This is a genomic window from Microbacterium stercoris (genome assembly GCF_017592545.1).
Taxonomy (GTDB): domain Bacteria; phylum Actinomycetota; class Actinomycetes; order Actinomycetales; family Microbacteriaceae; genus Microbacterium; species Microbacterium stercoris.
This window is the reverse complement of sequence record NZ_JAGFOA010000001.1, coordinates 913,836-932,525: the sequence shown is the minus strand read 5'-3', so window position 1 is coordinate 932,525 and position 18,690 is coordinate 913,836. Positions and strand designations below refer to the sequence as shown.

The 18,690-nt window shown below is 67.2% G+C and carries 12 protein-coding genes; 3 read left to right on the top strand and 9 right to left on the bottom strand.

Features of this window, described 5'->3' with window-relative positions; all coding sequences use genetic code 11:
* Positions 1-4: 4 nt before the first annotated feature.
* Entirely contained in the window at positions 5-1,273 is a 1,269-nt protein-coding gene (locus J5V96_RS04150) for an MFS transporter (RefSeq protein ID WP_208500399.1), read from the bottom strand.
* Between the two features lie 232 nt (positions 1,274-1,505).
* Here J5V96_RS04150 and J5V96_RS04145 point away from each other — a divergent pair, with 232 nt between their 5' ends.
* The 3 genes from J5V96_RS04145 (at position 1,506) to J5V96_RS04135 (ending at position 4,422) form a co-directional block, all read left to right on the top strand.
* Positions 1,506-2,168, top strand: a complete 663-nt coding sequence (locus J5V96_RS04145; RefSeq protein ID WP_208500396.1) for a TetR/AcrR family transcriptional regulator — start codon at positions 1,506-1,508, stop codon at positions 2,166-2,168.
* A gap of 211 nt (positions 2,169-2,379) precedes the next feature.
* Entirely contained in the window at positions 2,380-3,273 is an 894-nt protein-coding gene (locus J5V96_RS04140) for a DUF808 domain-containing protein (protein WP_208500393.1), read from the top strand.
* Between the two features lie 120 nt (positions 3,274-3,393).
* Complete coding sequence (locus J5V96_RS04135) at positions 3,394-4,422, top strand: LacI family DNA-binding transcriptional regulator (RefSeq protein ID WP_208500391.1); 1,029 nt, start codon at positions 3,394-3,396, stop codon at positions 4,420-4,422.
* 13 nt (positions 4,423-4,435) lie between these two features.
* On the opposite strand, the gene J5V96_RS04130 is transcribed toward J5V96_RS04135, so the two are convergent.
* From J5V96_RS04130 to J5V96_RS04095, 8 genes are all read right to left on the bottom strand, one after another.
* A complete protein-coding gene (locus J5V96_RS04130; RefSeq protein ID WP_208500390.1) occupies positions 4,436-5,332 on the bottom strand; it encodes a carbohydrate kinase family protein in 897 nt (298 codons plus the stop codon).
* A complete protein-coding gene (locus J5V96_RS04125; protein ID WP_208500387.1) occupies positions 5,329-6,480 on the bottom strand; it encodes a serine hydrolase domain-containing protein in 1,152 nt (383 codons plus the stop codon). The genes J5V96_RS04130 and J5V96_RS04125 overlap by 4 nt, the downstream gene beginning before the upstream one ends.
* Positions 6,477-7,460 carry a glycoside hydrolase family 68 protein gene (locus J5V96_RS04120; RefSeq protein ID WP_208500385.1) on the bottom strand — a complete coding sequence of 328 codons (984 nt, stop codon included), beginning with the start codon at positions 7,458-7,460 and terminating at the stop codon, positions 6,477-6,479. The genes J5V96_RS04125 and J5V96_RS04120 overlap by 4 nt, the downstream gene beginning before the upstream one ends.
* Positions 7,461-7,538: 78 nt before the next feature.
* Positions 7,539-8,702 (bottom strand): serine hydrolase domain-containing protein, encoded by a 1,164-nt coding sequence (locus tag J5V96_RS04115; RefSeq protein ID WP_208500377.1) that lies wholly within the window; start codon positions 8,700-8,702, stop codon positions 7,539-7,541.
* A 5-nt stretch (positions 8,703-8,707) separates the two neighbouring features.
* Positions 8,708-9,559: a carbohydrate ABC transporter permease gene (locus J5V96_RS04110; RefSeq protein WP_208500375.1), complete on the bottom strand. Its 852-nt coding sequence runs from the start codon at positions 9,557-9,559 to the stop codon at positions 8,708-8,710.
* Complete coding sequence (locus tag J5V96_RS04105) at positions 9,556-10,428, bottom strand: carbohydrate ABC transporter permease (protein ID WP_208500373.1); 873 nt, start codon at positions 10,426-10,428, stop codon at positions 9,556-9,558. Before J5V96_RS04105 ends, J5V96_RS04110 begins: the two co-directional genes overlap by 4 nt.
* Before the next feature lie 149 nt (positions 10,429-10,577).
* Positions 10,578-11,930, bottom strand: coding sequence for an ABC transporter substrate-binding protein (locus J5V96_RS04100; RefSeq protein WP_208500371.1), 1,353 nt, complete (start codon positions 11,928-11,930; stop codon positions 10,578-10,580).
* A gap of 571 nt (positions 11,931-12,501) precedes the next feature.
* Positions 12,502-18,051 carry an ATP-binding protein gene (locus tag J5V96_RS04095; protein WP_208500369.1) on the bottom strand — a complete coding sequence of 1,850 codons (5,550 nt, stop codon included), beginning with the start codon at positions 18,049-18,051 and terminating at the stop codon, positions 12,502-12,504.
* Positions 18,052-18,690: the final 639 nt, after the last annotated feature.

The following is an 18,690-nucleotide window of genomic DNA, read 5'->3' as shown; positions in this document are numbered from 1 at the left end:
GGAGTCAGCGGACGGACTTGACCTTGAGCAGGATGATGAGCCCGCCCGCCAAGGCGAGCACGCCGCCCACGAGATACAGCAGGGTGTAGTTCTTGTCGCCGCCGACCGCGCCGATCGTGATGACGACGCCGGCCAGGAGCGGCGCCACGGCCGCGGGGATCTTCTGCGCGAACTGCGTGACCGCCATGTACCGACCCGCCTGATCGCGCTCCGGGATGATCGCGAAGATGATCGCCTGGTCCACCGTGGCGAACAGCGCGATCGCCAGCTGCATGAGCACGGCCCCGATGATGATCTGCGGCAGAGACCACGCCGTGGCCTCCGCCAGTGCGCCCACGACGAACAGCACGGCGCCCAGCAGGACGAACAGTCGGCGCCGCTGCAGCTTGTCCGAGAGGAATCCGCCGACGACGGCTCCGGCAGCCGCGGCGAGCACGCCGATCATGCCGACCGTGGCGACGATCCCCGCAACTTCGCGCACGGGCATGTCGAGGCGCTGAGCGTAGAAGAAGGTGCCGAAGGTGGTGTTGAAGTACAGGCCGATGAAGAAGACGAAGCGGCCGAGCCAGTTCCATGCGAAGTCGGGGTACTTGCGCACGTCGAATCCGTAGCCGGAGATCACGGAGCGCAGGGTCACCTGATCGCGACGCGGAAGGTCCTTCGAGCTCCCCTCCGGCTTGAACAGGGGGAACAGCGCAAGCAGCAGGGCCCCGATCACGCCGGGCAGGACGAAGATGAGCATCGTGCTGGAGGACACGGCGTAGGCGACGCCGATGCCGAGCACAGGAGCGATCTGGGTCATGAGTCCCGTGAGGGCGGAGACCCGGCCCCGCTGGCTCTCGGGGAGCTTGTCGGCTTGAAGGGTCTGCAGGGCCGCGCCCGCGATGGACCAGCCCGACATGCCGAGGATCCACCCGGCACCCACGATCAGCAGGCTCGGCGCGAAGCCGATCACGACGAGTCCTGCCAGTCCGATGGCGGTGCCGAGATAGATGAAGGGGGAGCGTCGGCCGAGACGTGACCGGGTGCGGTCACTCCAGATGCCGATCAGGGGACTGATCACCAGGTACACGAGCTGGGCCGTTCCGGTGATGTACCCGAGCACCTCCTCGTGACCTGGAGCGAGCTCGGTGATGCGCACCGCGATGCCATACGACAGCGGCACCATCATCGCCATCGAGGCTCCGAAGCTCGCGAGCATCAGCCAGAAGATGTAGCCGCGACTCATCAGCTGCTGCGGCTCGCCACCCCCGCCGACCTCGGCCGACGGCATCGAGCCGCCTGGTGCTTCTGCGGCCAATGCAGCGCTTGCCGTGCTCCGGTCGCCGCCGGACGGACTGGTGATCACGTTGACTCCCTCATCGTGTGATCTCGCACGCGACGCCGCGTGCGCGAAGTGAATCGGGCTCGACGCCCGCGAAATGTAACCGAGGTGGTTACTTCTCGGAAGAGTAACCATCATGGTTAGATTTGGCAACTTCCCGAACCCGCGGGAGACTCGAGGCATGACTGCGCACAGCACCGAGCGCGCCGCCTCCGCGGGCGCCCGCTCTCCCCGGGGGCCCTATTCGACGACCCCGGCGCGGCGCGCTCAGATCGTGCGGGCGGCGATCGCGAGCTTCGCGACGCACGGCTACGAACGGGCCTCCCTGCGCGACATCGCCGCGCGCGCTCAGGTGACCCATGCCGCCCTGCTGCGCCACTTCGCCAGCAAGGACGACCTGCTGCTCGCCGCGCTGGCCCAGCGCGATGCCGACGACGAGGAGCTCGCCGGGCGGATCCTGCAGGCGAGCGTCGCTCCCGAGGAGGTGCTGCCGAGTGTGCTGGAGGCGGAGTTCGCCCATCCCGAGCACCAGCGGAACTGGCTCGCGATCACGGTGGCGGCAACGGATCCCTCCCACCCCGCGCACGACTTCTTCGTGGCACGCCGCGAGCGGATGCGTCAGCACTTCGGGGCGGGACGCCTGTCGATCGGCGATCACGACGCCGAGATCAGCGCCGACGAGAAGGTGACCATGGTCATGGCCATGGTCGACGGGCTCCGCATCCAGGCGCTCATGGACCCCTCGCGCGAGATGCTGCCGCTGCTCAAGACCTTCATGGCGACGATCGTGAGCCGGGGAGGCGATCGGGCCGACGGCGGAGCGGCTGCCGCCCCGCACGGCTGACCGGCTCCGACGGCGCGGCGCCGGTGCACTGCAAGGCTCGGCGCGCTGCGGGGCTCGGTGCGCTGCGGGGCTCGGCGCGCTGCGGGGCTCGGCACCGCGTGCCGCTACCTTTGAGTCAGTCGCCGCCGCGCGGTGGCGGCCCGATCCGACTCGGCACAGCTCCGCGTCGGCCGTCGGTCCGCCGAAGCCCCCCACTTGAGGAGAACCACTCATGTCCGTCGGACTTCTTGCCGTCGTAGACGACATCCTGGCCGCGGCCGTGAAGGCCAGTGCGAAGACCGCGGGCGTGGTCATCGACGACGCCGCCGTGACGCCGCAGTATGTGCAGGGCCTCACGCCGGCGCGCGAGCTGCCCGTGGTGTGGAAGATCGCGCTCGGCAGCCTGGTGAACAAGTTCGTCATCATCATCCCGATCGCGCTGCTGCTCACGGCCGTCGCGCCGTGGATCCTGCCCTACCTCCTCATCATCGGCGGCGGCTTCCTCTGCTTCGAGGGCGCGGAGAAGGTGCTCGAGTGGTTCGGGATGCACCATGAGAAGGCCGACGACGGCCCGCGCGATGAGAAGAAGCTCGTGCTCGGCGCCGTCCGCACCGACCTCATCCTCAGCACCGAGATCATGCTGATCTCGCTCGCGAGCCTCGATCCGGACTTCGGCATCTGGATGACGCTCGGCGCCCTGCTCGTCATCGGGCTCGGCATGACGGTGGCGGTCTACGGCGCCGTGGCGCTTCTGGTGAAGATCGACGACGTCGGCCTCCGCCTGATGAAGAGCGCCTCGCGCTCGATCCGCCGCACCGGCGCGCGCATCGTTGCGGCGATGCCCGCGGTGTTCCGCGTGATCAGCGTCATCGGCACCGTCGCGATGCTCTGGGTCGGCGGCCACCTCGTCATCGCGAACCTCGCCGAGACGTTCTGGCACGCGCCCTACGACGTCGTGCACGCCGTCACGCACGCGATCGAGGGCGCGGGACCGGTGCTCGTGTGGGTCGTGGAGACCGCCCTTTCGGCGGTCGCCGGCCTCGCCCTGGGCCTTGCGATCGTGGGCGTGGTGCTGCTCGTGTCGCGCGCCCTGCGGCGCACGGCGGTCAGCGAGGACGCGCACTAAGGCGCGGCGGCGCCAGCGCGGGGGCGGCCAGCTGTCTCAGGAATGGGCTGGCGCGCCAGCACCTAGGCTTGAGTGCGCGCGGGCTTCGCATACGCATGCGCACGGCGACGGAGGAGAGACATGGCGCAGAAGCGGGTGACACTCGCCGATGTCGCTCGCCGCGCGGGCCTGTCTCCTACTGCCGCATCGATGATCCTGAACGGCCGGCCGGACACGAGGCTCTCCCAGGAGGCGCATGAGCGCGTGCACGCGGCGGCTGAGGAGCTGGGCTACCGCCCGAACGTCTCAGCGCGCGCCCTGCGCACGGCGACAACGCACACTCTCGGATTCGTCTCGGACATGATCGCGACGACACGCTTCGCCAGCGGACTCATCACCGGAGCGCTCTCCGCCGCGCAGGCTGCGGGGCACGTGGTCCTCGTCGCCGAGACCGGCGGCGATCCTGCTCGGGAGACGGAGGCGATCGCCGCGCTGCTCGATCGGCAGGTCGACGGGATCATCTTCGCGACGATGCGCGCACGCGAGCTGTTCGTCCCCGAACTCCCCGCTGGCACCTCGGCGATCATGCTCAACGCGACGAACGCGCGCTACCACCGAGCAGTCCTCCCGGACGAGTACGCGGGTGGACGTGCCGCGATCCAGGCGCTCCTCCGGCACGGTCATGCCGCGGGGATCGCTCTCCTCGGTCAGAACGACGAGGTGGAGCGCAACGTCTTCCGATCGGCGACGATCGCGCAGCGTGCGGCGGGTCTTCGCAGCGCCATGTCAGACGCGGGTTTGCACTTCATGGCGGAGGCGTCGCTGTGGGAGTGGGAGCCGGAGAACGGCTACGACGGGACGCTCCGGCTACTCGATCTGCACCCGGAGATCCGAGCGATCGTGTGCATGAACGACCGCCTCGCGTTCGGCGCGTATCAGGCGCTTGCCGAGCGCGGGCTGCGCGTGCCGCAGGACGTGTCCATCGTGTCGTTCGACAATGACGAGATCGCGGCCTACCTCCGGCCGGGCCTCACGACGATCGCCCTCCCCCACGAGGAGATGGGCCGCAGGGCCGTGGAGCGACTGATCGATCGCGAGGACGAGGCAGGAGTGACGTCCGTGCGCATGCCGATCGTCGAACGCCAGTCGATCGCCGCCCCACGGCCTTGACCCCCGAGTCGCCTCAGTCGAGCTCCGCCCGGCGCGGCGGATCCGCGCCGTGTCGCCCGACGGTGATCGCCGACGCCCGCAGCGCATAGGCGAGAGCGGCCTCTACCGTCTCGTCGTCCGTCGCCGCGAGGTCCGCGCGACTGCGGATGCCGCGACGGATCAGAGCGGCGATGACAGCCGACATGAACGAGTCCCCCGCGCCGATCGTGTCCGCGACATCGACGGAGAGCCCGGGACGGCGCACCTCGCCGCCACGGGTCCAGGCGGTCGCGCCGCGGTCACCCGCGGTGACGAACACGACCGCCGCCCCGAGCCCGAGCCATCGGGCGGCGGCCTCATCCGCGGAGCCGAATCCGAGCAGCGCGATATCCTCGTCACTCGCCTTGACGATTCCGGCGCGCTCGGCCAGACCGTCCACGCGAGCGCGCGCCGCGCCCATGTCCTCCAGCAGCGCCGGCCGGATATTCGGATCGAAGGTGACGAGGACGTTCGGATCCAGAGCAGCGAGGAAGCGGTGCACCACATCGGCGCCCGGATCGAGAAGCGCACCGATTGATCCGACGTGCACCAGCTCCCGATCGACGACCCCTCCGGGCTCGCTCGGGTCCCAGGAGAGTGCGAATCGATACCGCGCCGATCCGCTCTCATCGAGTTCGGCATGCGCGATGCTCGTCGGACGCTCGCTGTGGGAGCCGCTTGTTACGTGCACGTGATTGCGTGCGAGGTGCTGTCGGATCCGCGCACCGAACCGGTCGTCGCCGATCTGCGTGTGCAACCGGGTCGCGACCTCCAGCCGGGCGGCGCCGACGGCGACATTGAGAGGGCTTCCGCCCGGTGTGATCCGTTCACGCCCCGTGAAGTCGGGGACGACGTCCACGAGCGACTCCCCGATCACCAGCAACTCGCTCACAGCGCTTCTCGCAGCGCGTCCACGATCGCGGTCCCTCGTGAGTCGCCCGCTTCCATCACGCTCGTGAGGAACGCGAAGCCGACGCCCAGCTCCGGGTCCGCGAATGCCACCTGCCCGCCGGCGCCATCGTGTCCGAAGCCTCGCGGGGTCAGGTAGCGGCGCGCTTCCGAATCGAGCTGGAACCCCATCCCCCAGCGGGGCCAGGGCTCGGGCGCAGGGAAGAACGGCGCGCCCGCGCTGCGCACCCGCAGCGCCTGCTCGAGGGCGTCGTCCTCCAGCAGCCGGACGCCGTCGGTGTCGACCACCGTCGCAGACCAGATCGCGGCGAGCGCGGACGCCGTCGCGATGCCGCCTGCTCCGGGGATGGCCGCACGACGCACCGCCGGATCATTGAACCCGTCATCCGGCCCGACGAGCGCGGGAGGCAGCGCACCGCCGAGCGTCATGGCCCGAGCTGGCCATCCGCTGCCGCCGTCCTGCTCGGTGGCCAGCAGCATCTCGGTGGCCGCGCGCAGCGTGTCGCCGATGTGCATCTCCGCGACGTCGAGTGCGGCGTCGTCCGGCAGCCCGATCCAGGCCGATGCGCGCAGCGGCTCGGCGATCCGCGTGGCGAAGACCTCCCCGACCGAGCGCCCTGCGATGCGGCGGATGACCTCGCCGGCCAGCCACCCGTGTGTGATCGGGTGGTACGCGTGGGCGCTGCCGGGCTCCCACAGCGGAGCCTGCTGAGACAGCAGCGCAGTCGCGCGCGACCAGTCGGTAAGGTCATCGCGCGTCCAGGCCGCATCCGTCGCGAGGAGGCCGGCGCGGTGGGAGAGGAGGTCGCCGACGGTGGTGCCCTCCTTGCCCGCGGCGGCGAACTCGGGCCAGTGAGCGACGACCGGATCGGCGTAGGAGAGCCGGCCGTCCGCCACCAGCTGGGCGGCGAGGATGGCGACGAGCCCCTTGGTGCAGGAGAAGATCACGCTGGCCGTGTCCCGGCGCCACGGCCGCGTCACGGAGCGCCCGCCCCACACATCGATCACCGTCCTGCCGCCGACGCGCACGCTCAGCGCGGCGCCGCCGCCCGCGCTCGCATCGAGCGCGTCGGCGAAGGCGTCCGCCACGCGTCCGAATCCCTGCTCGACCACTCCGTCGAACGCGCTCATGCGTGCGCTCCCGCCGCCAGAGCCGGCCAGCCGTCCGCATCCGAGACCAGAGGGATCGGATCGATGAGCCCGCCGACGAAGGTCCCGTCGCTCTCGCCGTTTCGGAATGCCATGAGCGCCAGCCCGCCTGCCCGATCGGCGACGATCCGTCCCGCGTAGAGCGACTCGTCGGCGAGCAGGCGGGACTCCTCGATGCGGTAGCCGGCGCCGTCCGCCGACTCCTCCGCGACCCAGATCCCGCCCGCGCTCGCGCTCTCGCGCCGGGCGCCGGCGAGGTGGAGCAGATCGCAGGAGAACAGCACGAAGGTGCGGCCCTCCCAGTCGAATCGCTGCAGGACCTCCAGGTGGCCGAATCCGGAGCCGGGCGCGCTCAGGGGTTCGGCAGCCGTCCACTCAATGAGGTCGGCCGATGTCGCATGCCCGACGACGCCGAGATCGCGACGATCGACTCCCGGGTGAGTCGTGCGATGAGCGGCGCGGGCGGTGATGAGCATGTGCCAGCCGTCCTCGTCGCGATAGACCCACGGGTCTCGCCAGGCCTCCTCATGCCAGGTCCGGTCGGCGAGCGTCTCGTACCAGCGCGAGTCTGCCGTGATCAGCGCGCGCTCCGACGGCTCCCACTCGTGCAGGTCGTCGGAGACCGCGACGCCCACCGACTCGATGTTGGTGTGCTCGACGGGGTGCAGGAACCGCGACCCGGTGTAGAACATCCGCCACCGTCCGTCGTCGCCGCGGACGACGGATCCGGTCCACTTCGCCGTGCCGTCGAACCGGTCGGGCGTTCCCGGCCCGAGTATCGGGCCGAGATCGCGCCATTCCCTGAGATCCGCACTGATTGCGTGCCCGATCATCGCGTTGCGATGACGCTGGTGCGGATCGCCGAGGGATCGCGGCGCGTGCAGGTAGAAGAGGTGGAACTCGGTGCCGGTGTCGGCGATCCAGAAATCCCAGACCCAGTGGTCGGGCAGGGTGAACGTCATGTCGCTCCTTGAGCAGCCGATGGAAGGCCGCGAGATGAGTGCGCCTGGCGCGCGGATGAAGAGGTCTCGGCGCCGCGGTCAGGCGAGTGCGCGGCGCAGCGCGCGCACGAGCTCGGTGCCGCGCTCGTCCTGAGCGACCTCGAAGTGGTTGGTGATGTAGCCGAACCCCACACGCGCCTCGGAGTCGGCGAAGGCCACCTGGCCGCCGGCGCCGTCGTGGCCGAAGGAGTGCGCGGAGAGGAACTCGCGGACATCGGAGGTGAGCATGAATCCGGTGCCCCAGCGCGGGTACGGGCCCGGCAGCCACCACACCGGCTGGCCCTCGCTCTGCACCTCCGTCATGTCGGCGATGACCGCGGGGTTCAGCAGCCGGACCCCTTCGGTCTCGACCACGGTCGCCGACCAGATGGCGGCGAGGGCGCGCGCGGTGGCGATGCCGCCGGCCCCCGGCACCTCCGCGCGGTGCACCTGCGGGTCGTCGAATCCGCGGCCGCGGACGACGAGCTCCGCGGGGAACGCCGCGCCGAGTGTCATCGCGCGGGAGATCCATCGCGCGTCTTCGCCGGAGGGTCCGGGAGCGCCGGACGGGGGCGGGACGAGAAGGCTCCTGCCTGCATGCAGCCGCGCGACGTCTCCCTCTCGGCTTTCGGGCAGTCCGATCCAGGCGTCCGCGTGAAGGGGCCCGGCGATCCGATCCTGCAGCGCCTCCCCGACCGAGCGCCCGGTGAGGCGGCGGACGAGCTCACCCGCGAGCCAGCCGTAGGTCAGCGCGTGATATCCGTAGGCGGTGCCCGGCTGCCACAGCGGCTCCTGCGCGGCGAGCAGCCCCGTCACCGCGTCCCAGTCGAGCGCCGTGTCCAGGTCGATGTCCACGACCGGTGCCGCCAGCCCGGCGCGATGCGCGAGGAGCTGACGCACGGTGACGGCCTCCTTCCCGGCCCGCGCGAACTCGGGCCAGTAGCGGGCGACAGGCGCGTCGAGCTCGAGAAGCCCCTCCTCGACGAGCTGGGCGACCAGGATGGCCACCAGGCCTTTGGTGGCGGAGAACACCACCACCGGAGTGTCCGATGTCCAGGGCCGTCCCGACTCCTCATCCGCGGTGCCCTGCCACAGGTCCATCACCGTCTCGCCCTCGACGCGGATGCTCAGAGCCGATCCGCCGGTCTCGCGCGCGGTCTTCTGGAAGACCTCCGCGACGTTCTCGTAATCGGGGTGCACGTATCCATTCAGTTCGATTGTCATCGTCGTCATCCCTTCACGGCGGAGCTTGCGACGCTGGCGACGAACCAGCGCTGGAACACGAGGAACACCACCAGCACCGGCAGGATGAAGATCACGCCGAATGCCAGCACGTGTCCCCACTCGGGTGGCTGCGCGGTCTGGAAGACGCTGAGCTCGAGCGGCAGAGGCCGCACGCTCGTGTCGGTCACCATCAGCACCGGCCACAGATACGACCCCCACTGCGCCAGGAAGGTGAGGATCGCGACCGTCGCGAACGCCGGGCGGTTCATCGGCACGACGATCTGGAAGAACGTGCGCCAGGGGCCCGCGCCGTCGATCCGCGCCGCCTCCTCGATCTCCGCGGGGGTGTCGAGGAAGAACGTGTAGAAGAGGAAGATCGAGAAGGCGCTCGCGATGAACGGCAGCGCCTGCACGTACACGGTGTTCCGGCTCCCGACGAGCATGTAGAACAGCGGCAGCGCCACGGCCTCGAACGGGATGATCGTCAGCAGCGTGATGATCATCAGCACGGCCTCGCGTCCCCGCCAGCGCAGGCGTGCGAGCGCGTACGCGGCGAGGGAGTTGACCAGCAGACCGCCGGCCACCACCGCGACCGTGACCACGACCGACACCGCGATGAACTGCCAGAGATACCCCGTCGTGGGGTTAGAGAACCGCGCGAACACCCCGAGGTAGTTGTCGAAGGTCAGCTCGGTGGGAAGGAACCCGCTCAGCCCCGCCAGCACCTTGTCGCCGGGGCGCAGGCTGCCGACGACGAGGTAGTAGATCGGCGCGAAGAAGATGATCCCGAACACGACGAGCAGCGTGTACTCGACGGTTCTCGTGACGGCGCGCCGTCCACGTGTCTGCGCGCTCATCGCACGCCTCCGTCCTGACGCACGAGGCGTCGCTGGATGATCGCGACCGTGGCGACGATCGCGAGGAACACGACCGCCATCGCCGCTCCCTGTCCGACGTTGTTCTGGTCGTAACCGGTCGTGATCACCTGGTACATGACCGTCTGAGTGGCCGCGATGTTGATCGATGCGCTGCGATCGAGCAGGTAGACCTGGTCGAAGAGGCGGAACGAGAAGATCGTGGTCAGGAGCGCGACGAAGATCAGCGTGTTGCGCACGCCGGGCACCGTGATGCTCACGAACTGCCGCCACCTGCCCGCGCGGTCGATCTGAGCGGCCTCGTAGAGCTCCTGGGGGACGCTCTGCAGTGCCCCCAGCAGGATGATCATCTGGAAGCTCACGCTCTGCCACACGGACATGACGACGATCGCGCCCAGCGCGGTGCTCGCGTTGCCGAGCCAGTCGTGCGGCAGGATCGCTCCTCCGCTGATACCGCCGAGGAAGGCGTTGAGCAGGCCCAGCTCGTCGCGCGCGAAGATGAGCCGCCAGATCACAGCGACAAGGGCCAGCGGGAAGACCAGTGGCATGAAGAACATCGTCCGGAACACCGTCATGCCGCGCAGCTTGCGGTTGACAAGCACCGCGAGCCCAAGGGCCAGGGCGGTCTGCAGGGGCACCACCACCAGCGCGAACGTGAAGTTGTTGGCGAGCGATCCGAGGAAAGTCGCGCTGATGTCGGGGTCGGCGAAGAGTCGGGTGTACTGCTCGAAGCCGAGGAACCGGGGCGGGCGCGGGCTGCCCAGCTGGATGCGGAAGAACGACATCACGATCGCCCCCAGGAAGGGGACGACGAGGAAGGCCGTGAGGAGGATGAGAGCGGGCGCCGCCATCAGGGGACCGGCGGCGCTGTGCCGCGATCCGCGTGGCCGATGTCGCGGCGCGACAATCGCCGCAGTGGACGAAGAGAGTTCGGACAAGTTCACTCCAAGAACAGGCCGGAGTCGGCGACTCGAGCGGTCGCCGACTCCGGTGGGTCGGGTCAGCGGTAGTCGTCGTTGTCGGAGAAGTCGCGGTCGATGGCACGCGCAGCGGCGTGCAGCGTCTCGGCCGTGTCCTCTCCCGCCCAGATTGCCGCGAGCGCCTTGCCGAACTCGGCCGTGACCACGGGGTAGCCCGCCGTGATGGGGCGCGAGACGGAGACGCAGTCCTCGGTGAGCTTGTCCTCGGTCGGGCAGGCGGCGTTGAGCTGCTCGCTCAGGAACTGCAGCGGCTTGCCTTCGCCGTACAGCTCCGACGTCCCGAGCACCGTCGTGGTGGCGGGGGGTGCGCCGTTCGCGTTCGTGTAGGTGGTGACGATCTCATCGCTCATGAGGAAGTCGAGAAGCAGACCCGCGGCCTTGGCATTCTTCGTCGCGCCGCCCATGCTCCAGGCGATGGTGCCGGATCCGGTCTTCGCGCCCGCTCCGAAGTCGGGCAGCGGACCCACGACGAGGTCGTCGCCGAGCGCCTCGCGATAGGCGGGGTACATCCAGTTGCCCATCCAGTTCAGGGCCACGCGGCCCGACTGGAACGCACTGCCATCGGTATCGGGGTCCGTGAACTCGCGCCACGACGCGAACGTGCTCATCGCCTCGACGGCCGCGTCCGAGTCGATGGCTCCGGCGGCCTCGCCGTCGGCGATGAGCGGGGTGCCCGCTGACCACAGGATCGGCGCAAACGCGTAGATGCCGTACTCGGTGGCGAAGCCGTTGTTCTCCGCGACACCGAACGGCTTGCCGTCGGCATCCTGCTGGGCGAGCGTCTGGAGCACCCCGGTGAACTCCTCGGCCGTCCACGCCTCGTCCGCGCTCGTGGGCATCGTGATCCCGGCCGCCTCGAGCAGGGCCTTGTTGCCCCACATGGCCAGGCCGGAGTTCATCATGCCGACCGCGTACAGGTCGCCTCCGACCGTGTTCTGGCCCTTGATCGCCTCGGTCTGGTTATCGATCGTCTCCTGCGAGACCCAGTCCTGCAGCGGTGCGATGTAGCCGTTGTAGGCGTAGTTCGCCATGAGGGGCCCATCGACCGCCAGGACGTCGGGGAGCTCCTCGTCGCTCGCGGTCTGGAGCCCCGTGAGGAACTGGTCCGGCGGGATGAACTGCATGTCGACGGTGATGTCGGCGTTGGCCGCCTCGAAGTCGTCCATGATCCCCTGGATCGCCTCGTTCTCGGCCGACTGGCCGTCGAGAGCCCAGACGGTGATCGTGCCGGTGCCGGTGCCCTCTTCGACGCGAGCCGAGGCGTCTTCACCGCCGGCTGCGCAGCCGGCGAGGATCACGGTCGTGCCTGCGGCGAGGGCGAATGCGGTAAGCGGGCGCCTGCGAAAGCGGGCGCGGGTGGGCGCGGTGGTCATGCTGCGGACTCCTTTGTCTCGGGACGCGTCAAGGCGGAGAGGACTCCTCCGCCTTGGCGGCGGTGCTAAATCCATTTAGCACACGGTCAGCATGCACCCGGAGCCATCGTGGTGTCAAACGGCGTCCGGGACTCCGGCGAGCCAGTCGACGGGAAGGCACCACGCGTCGTCGCGTGCTCTGCAACGTCTCCGCGCAGACGAGCGGCGCGTCGGGGGCCGAAGCGTCGATCCGGCGCAGGACCACAAGCCAGGTCGGCCGCTCAATTCTTAGAGCGTGGCAGGGCAACCACCCGTCGGGCTGGGTCGCTAGCACGTCCAGCAAAGACGAAGGCCCCGCTCGCCTTGAGAAATCAAGGAAGTCGGGGCCTTCGTGGTGGCGGTAACGGTGGGATTTGAACCCTGATCGGGGGTTCGACGCTGTGGTCGCAGGCATCTGAAACCACGTGATTCCGCGGAAGTTGGGCACATCCCGGAACAGCTGAGGGCAGGTGCTCACAGGTGTTCTGTTACCAGGATGTTCCCAAGGAACCGGGTTGAGGTAGCCGCCGCGTGACTGCTCCGACGGCAGCCGTCATCTGAACGGGCCGGTTGCCGGAAGCTCCACCTCCGCCGTTGCTGACTCTTCGCCGTCGTCACCCGTGACGCGCCGCTTCACCCGCAACATTCTGCTGAACGTCGGTTCAACGGATCGCAATTCGCGCTCGCCAGCCTCGCTCAGTTCGACCTGCCAGACACTTCCCGCGTAGTCGTCCGCGGGCGGGGCGAAGCCGAGATCCCCACGCACACGAAAGACAGTTCTCGCCCTCCATGTCCCGTCCTCCCCCAGCCACTCAAACGGCACGTCGATCGACGGTCTCCACCCGAGTCGGCGAGCGAAGGACGGGTTGATTGCGATCCACTGCGGGCGCTCCGGGTCGGACAGATATTCCTCGGAACGGACCACGAGACTCTCGTCGCCCGAATCAAACTCTTCATAGGCGCGGGCCTCGAGGTCCAGGCTTATCACCGACGCAGTGCGGATTAGGCGCAGGCCTTTGGATCGGAGTCCAATCACTGGCACGACGGTTCGACGCTCGCTGGGAGTCTTCCACGCGAGTGACTTCCATTCACCCACCTCGGCAAGGACGAAGGTCTCGGCATCACGATGGGCGCTCGCATACGCCTCAGCGGCAGCGGTCGCCTCTTCAGTCCAAGTGCGGGTGTCATAGCCGCGCGCGGACTCGTCGCGCCAAGGGAGAGGCGTGGATGCATTCAACGGCCGCGGAGTAGGCGAGTCAATGCTGTCGAGGAGGCCCATTTCGACTGCGAGATTGCCCGCGGAGCGAAGATTGCCGCTGTCGTGTAGCAGGGCGGCGACGTGCCCCACCGCCCTTCGCCCAACCATCAGCGCCCAAGGCCGATAGATCAGCTTCTGTCCGCGGCGCTTTAGCCGTTCTGCTTGTGCCCTGTGCCCGCCTGCGAGCCATGGGTCGGGTTGGGTGCGCGCGATCTCGCTGGCGTAGTGAAGCACCGCAGACTCGTCGAGCCCTGATACATCCGCGATCTTCAGAAGGAGGTTCTCATATGGCGCAACGACTTCGAGGGGGTTGGTCATGTCGACCACGGGCACCCCTTCAGCATCGAGGAGGTAGCTCTTGTACCCGGACAGGGGTGGAAACGACAGCCGAATGGTCGGCGGCAGCTCGCGGTCCGGCAGAGTCGGCGGCTCCACCCCGCTCTTGGCTAGCACTTCCTGCGCGAGCGCACGGACGATGAGGTCGTCGTTTTGCGCGGCAACCGCGATTCCTCCAAGCGCAGCGTCGCTGAGACGGTGTCCATGAGCGGCTGCGCGAAGCAGGATGGCAAGCGCGCCTTCGGCTTGCCATCCACTGCTGGCAAGTAGGTCAACTGCAGCGAGTTCTGCTGACGCGCTGCGTGCATTGATCAGCGCCTCGAGCACGTTCCGCGCGCCGAAGTCAATGGTTCGGGTCGGGTGCCCAACGAACCCAGACACCCACTTCGCCCCGGCTTCAGCGGGGCTGATTGCATCGGTGGGAGCCGTGAGTGATGCAGGTCTGCTAGCGCTTGGTGCGAAGATGTCGAGACTCGGTCGTGCCGATACCCAGGCATCGCCCACCGCCCGGTCCCCTACGAGGACGCGGAGAATTTGGAGGAGGTCATGGATCGGGATGTCTGCCGACAAGGCGCCCGAGGTGATTGCTCCGGCAAAGTCGTTCACACTGATCCGCTGAAGCTCCGGGTCATTGTTGCCCAGCGCCGCCTTTATCAGAGCGAGCCGGGTCCCGCCGTCGTAGCGGCGCCACCACCCAGCTACGGGCAAGCGTGTGAGCGCTTCGCTAAGCGCATCCGTAGCCTTCCTGCCGCCGCCAGCGGCCGCGCAGGTTGCGATCACCGAGCCCATGAATGGGCCTGTGAGACCCATCCTGCGGCCCTCATCAATAAGCGCTTCGGCCACCGGGCGCGACGGAAGGTGAGTCGATTCTGCCAGCGCCGCTTCCCAGGCTGCCATGGTCGCACCGCTGATTCCCTCTGCATCTGCTTCGCGCATCTGTCGGAGCAGCGCGGAAGGGCTCGCAGGAATAGGCGGGGGAACCGCCTGGGGCTCATCGGATGCGGGTGGCTGTTCAGCATCGGTCTGGCTGGTTCCTGGCCCGTTCTCCGAACCGATCCGAAGCGATTCGGCCCAGGCCACGGTTGCTTTCCAAGACGACTGCGATGCCGCCAGGGTGACGTCGTCCCGCACAGCGGAAGTGATGTATTGCGATGCGGGGGCGAGCATGTGGCAGTAGATCGACAATCCGACCTCAGCTCCGTCCCTGGACGCGACGAGTCCGCGCACGATCGACCCGATGGCGGCACTCTCTTCGAACACTCCCCGATCGCAGAAGAACGTAGCCAACTGGCATGCGAGAGCGGGGCTCGCGCGGAAGGCCGCGAGGGTGATTGCTTCCGCGGCCGCTTTCGCCTGGCCTGAAGCGTCTGCCGATGCGCGTTCCACTCGGCTGGCGAAATCCAGGATGTCCTCCACGAATGGATCAACTTCGATCGCGCCGCTTTCGAAGGCCAGTTCGAGCCACTCCGCATAGTGCGCAAGCTGCTCGTTTTCGTCGTTTTGGCTTGGCCCCCACCCTTGCTCGACTGCTGATTGGAGTGCCGCCCTCGCCCGGTTCTCGAATCCTGCAGCAGCCCAGCTACGGGAGTGGGTGAGCCAGGTGTCGACCCGGTCATGGACATCCCAAGCTGCGCCTTCGACTTCCGCATCGATGCTCGTCAAGATCTCCTGCGTCAAATCGGTCAACCCGGGAACGTGCTCTGCGACCCATTTGACGACCCCCGTTCGAAGGGACGGGTGCCAGTAGACCTTGCGGGTACTCGATGACCAAGCATCCTGGAAGAGCCGGAGCACGCTCTCCACGGTGTCGTAGGGTGAGGCGAGAGCGGAAGCAAGGAGTCGCTCCCATAATTCCGGCGCTGCGTCCCGGAATGAATACCAGCTGGACCAGTCGTGAGTCTGGCGACTAGGGACCTCGAGCAAGCGCACGACCGGATCCGCAAGGGACGAAATTGGTGGAGTCGTCCCAGGTCCCACGGTTGGAGAAGGCCAAGCGAGCGTCTCAATCTGTGCCAGGACGCGGAGCGCCTCCTCGAAGCGGCGACGGCCGGCATGGCGTGGACCCAAGTCGGTGTCCATAGGAGTCGCCGCGCTTGCACCCTGATGCGGGAGTACCAGCTCTAGCCGAGTTGTCGCGAGGTAGGGCAAGAACGGTGCGAGGCCCTGACCAGACAGCGAGGTGTCCGGCCAACGGCGCACAAGTGGCCGCTCGGTGAGCATCGACGCCTCGCTCAGGTCGCCGAGCCCTGATCTCAGCAAAGTCTCGAGCATGGCGTGACGCAGCCCTTCAACGATGCGGTGAGGTTCCCTCGCCGCATCCGAATCGTCACCAAGCTCAGGGTTCGGCGGGGCTTGCAAGGATTCCGCGTCGAGCGAGACCACCGATTGAGCACGTTGAGCCACTTCCCCTAGGCGCCCATCCTCCGCGGCCGTTCGAGCACGAACGACTTGCATTCGGGCGATCCAGTTCGGATCGCCGATGGCAGAGACTTGAGCCGAGATGCTCTCAAGAGTCTCGTTGTCTCTCACTACCGCCGCCAGCTCACTGCAGCAGGCAAGCACGCGCTGACGGATGACACGAGCCGAGTCGATCGCGTCTTCGCGATCCTGGTCGTCTAGGTCGATGTGCCGGGAGCCTTCGATAGCGTCCAGAGCGGCGAGCACCCGGTCAAGTCCCCCTAGAAGGTAGTGAGCCCGCGTCCACGCCTTGGTCGTATCCGTCCGGCTTCCGTCGCTACGGCTGCGTCTGCCGAGGGAAGACCTGGGATCATCGGCAGCGCGGAGCAGTTCATCGGCAAGCAGATAGGAGCCCGTGCTGGCGAGATGTGCGGCGGCCCGGAAAGCCGCGGCGTCTTCAACTACAAGCCGGCCGCTTTGTAGCAGGTGCTCACGCAACTCCTCCGGAGGCAGTACCTCCACCGCCGCTTCCGCTAGCGTCGATGGGTTGAGAATGTGGTCACGCTGCACAAGTTCGGCAGCAAACAGAAACAATGGCACCATCGCGGCCAGATTGCCAAGCTCTGCCGCAGCCCTCAATGCAATGTTCGCGTGCGAGCGAACGACCCGCGTCGGGCGAAGTTGAAAAAGTCTCGATCTCAAAGCCTCTGGTGTGGCGAGCTCCACGACACGGTGAAGCTGACCGGCAAGGTATCGATGACTCAGCTCCTCGTCTCGGTAGACGACTGACGAGCTTGCGGCGCAGATGTCGGCCGTCCGGGCGTACTGGCTGCGGTCAAGCTCGCCGCTGAAGACTCCAGCGACGGCAGAGGTCTTTTCGATGAGGAAGAGTCGAAAGCTGTTGTGGATGAAATGCCACTCGTCTCCTGCCCGAGTGAAGAAAGGGTACGTCCTGCTAGTGAACTTCTCGGCGAGCTCAGCGCTCGTCCAGCTCGCCAGCCAGTCAATTCGAACGGGCGCGCGAACCCTCGATACAACGGCGAGCAATTCCATCAGTGGCGCGTCTCCACCGACCGACTCTAGATAACCGTTGTAGCGGCGAAGGACATCGCCCCTGAAGGCCGTCGATTCCCGCAGACGGCTTGTTGCTTCGAGATTGCGGTCGCTTGGATTGCCCACAGATGATTCGACATCGGCCAGATCTTGCAGGAGATAGGTGAGAGCGAGGGGGTGCCCCTCGCTTTCATTGTGCAGGGCTTCGCGCACTGACTCCGCGATCCACGCCCCCACGCCGCTCTTGTCGATGATCGAATCCACCTCGCCGCGCGCGAGCGCTGGGAGCTCAATGTGTCGGGATCCCGCGAGGCTGTCTCGAATGTTTCTAGGAAGGATCGCGACGGACTGCGAGCCGAGCGCAAAGTAAACCCCGGACTGGAGAAGTTCGGGCGCTGGCAACTCGTCAATCAGAGATCGAGTCGGAGATTGCTCGCGGGAGATGTGATCGAGCCCGTCAACAATGACGATCGTTGGGCGGCCCTCTCTCTCGTAGCGACGATGAGCGTCTTCCAAGAGGGAAGCAAGAACCGATCGTTGGCCCGTCAAGTCGGCCCCGAAGTGTCGCGAGTAGAGACCGGTCTCTTGGAGGGCCAAGTTCAGATCATGAAGAAAGGCCTGGGCCTCACCTCGAGCGCTTATGGGTCCGGTGGAATCAGGCACGAACGCGTAGTAACGGACGAGGGCCGCGTCCGCCCGGAAGCTCTCGAGAAGCGTTGACTTGCCAGTTCCGGCCGCGCCCACCAACGCGAGATAGCCAGACTCATGATCCTTCAGCGCTTCGCTGAGAGCCGCCACGGCTGCAGCATTCGGGGTGTAGACATCGGGCACCGGGAATCGGTGTAGGTGACGGTAGACGAGCCGGTTCCTCCATCCAAGCTCCGTGAGTAGTTCATCCCGCGTTAGGTGCACGATGTGCCTGGCATCGCCCACCAGTCGTTGGATCGTCCGTGCAATGTGGTGTTGATCAGACAACTGCTCGCTATCAGCAAGAAGCTCGTGGGGTGCGGCAATCCCCAGCCTGACCTCGATCGCAGCGAGATAGGCCACAAAGTCCACGTCGGAGAGCCCACTCGCGGCTTGGACTCGATCCCACGCCGAGCTCCACGCTCTCACCAGGTCGTGATCCTCGATAGCCGACCAATCGTCAAGACCACCAGCGATCAAGTCTTGGACCGGTTGGAACGACCGCGCAAGAAAAGCCGCGAGGTGATGCGGCCCCGTCGCCGTAACCTGCTGGAGCGGACTGCCTGCCGGTGGTGTTGCGCTCGACGCGTATCTGTTGGAACACAGATGGATTCGAAGGACGCCATCCGTCTCATCCTTGAGCCGTCGCCAGGAAGCCGCAAGGTCCCCGAAGAGGGAGGTTTCGGAGTTAGGAGTTCCAAAGAGATCTGACCATGAAAAGGAGTCAGGGTACAGAGCCCACTTCACCTGGATGGCATGGCGAGCGTTGCTGGTTCCGAACTGGAAGTCGTCCGCCACACCCGCCGTTGGGTCTGCAAGTCGAATCCATTGAAGGTCTCGAAGATGGCGCCGCACGATCTCTGCAGCTATCCCGTACTGCGCAGAGTAACCTGCGATTGCCGCGCGTTCTCCTGCGGACGGAGGTCTGTCGTTCATCGGTCTGCGCATCTCATGGTCGAAGGGTCTGCAGAAGGGTGGCTCCTGGCCGCGAGCTTAGTGATGCGACTCGCG

Bases quoted from the DNA above. Each gene is read 5' to 3' on its own strand.
- J5V96_RS04140 (WP_208500393.1), top strand. From the start codon at position 2,380: ATGTCCGTCGGACTTCTTGCCGTCGTAGACGACATCCTGGCCGCGGCC.
- J5V96_RS04135 (WP_208500391.1), top strand. From the start codon at position 3,394: ATGGCGCAGAAGCGGGTGACACTCGCCGATGTCGCTCGCCGCGCGGGC.
- J5V96_RS04115 (WP_208500377.1), bottom strand. From the start codon at position 8,702: ATGACAATCGAACTGAATGGATACGTGCACCCCGATTACGAGAACGTC.
- J5V96_RS04110 (WP_208500375.1), bottom strand. From the start codon at position 9,559: ATGAGCGCGCAGACACGTGGACGGCGCGCCGTCACGAGAACCGTCGAG.
- J5V96_RS04145 (WP_208500396.1), top strand. From the start codon at position 1,506: ATGACTGCGCACAGCACCGAGCGCGCCGCCTCCGCGGGCGCCCGCTCT.
- J5V96_RS04120 (WP_208500385.1), bottom strand. From the start codon at position 7,460: ATGACGTTCACCCTGCCCGACCACTGGGTCTGGGATTTCTGGATCGCC.
- J5V96_RS04105 (WP_208500373.1), bottom strand. From the start codon at position 10,428: ATGGCGGCGCCCGCTCTCATCCTCCTCACGGCCTTCCTCGTCGTCCCC.
- J5V96_RS04150 (WP_208500399.1), bottom strand. From the start codon at position 1,273: ATGCCGTCGGCCGAGGTCGGCGGGGGTGGCGAGCCGCAGCAGCTGATG.
- J5V96_RS04125 (WP_208500387.1), bottom strand. From the start codon at position 6,480: ATGAGCGCGTTCGACGGAGTGGTCGAGCAGGGATTCGGACGCGTGGCG.
- J5V96_RS04100 (WP_208500371.1), bottom strand. From the start codon at position 11,930: ATGACCACCGCGCCCACCCGCGCCCGCTTTCGCAGGCGCCCGCTTACC.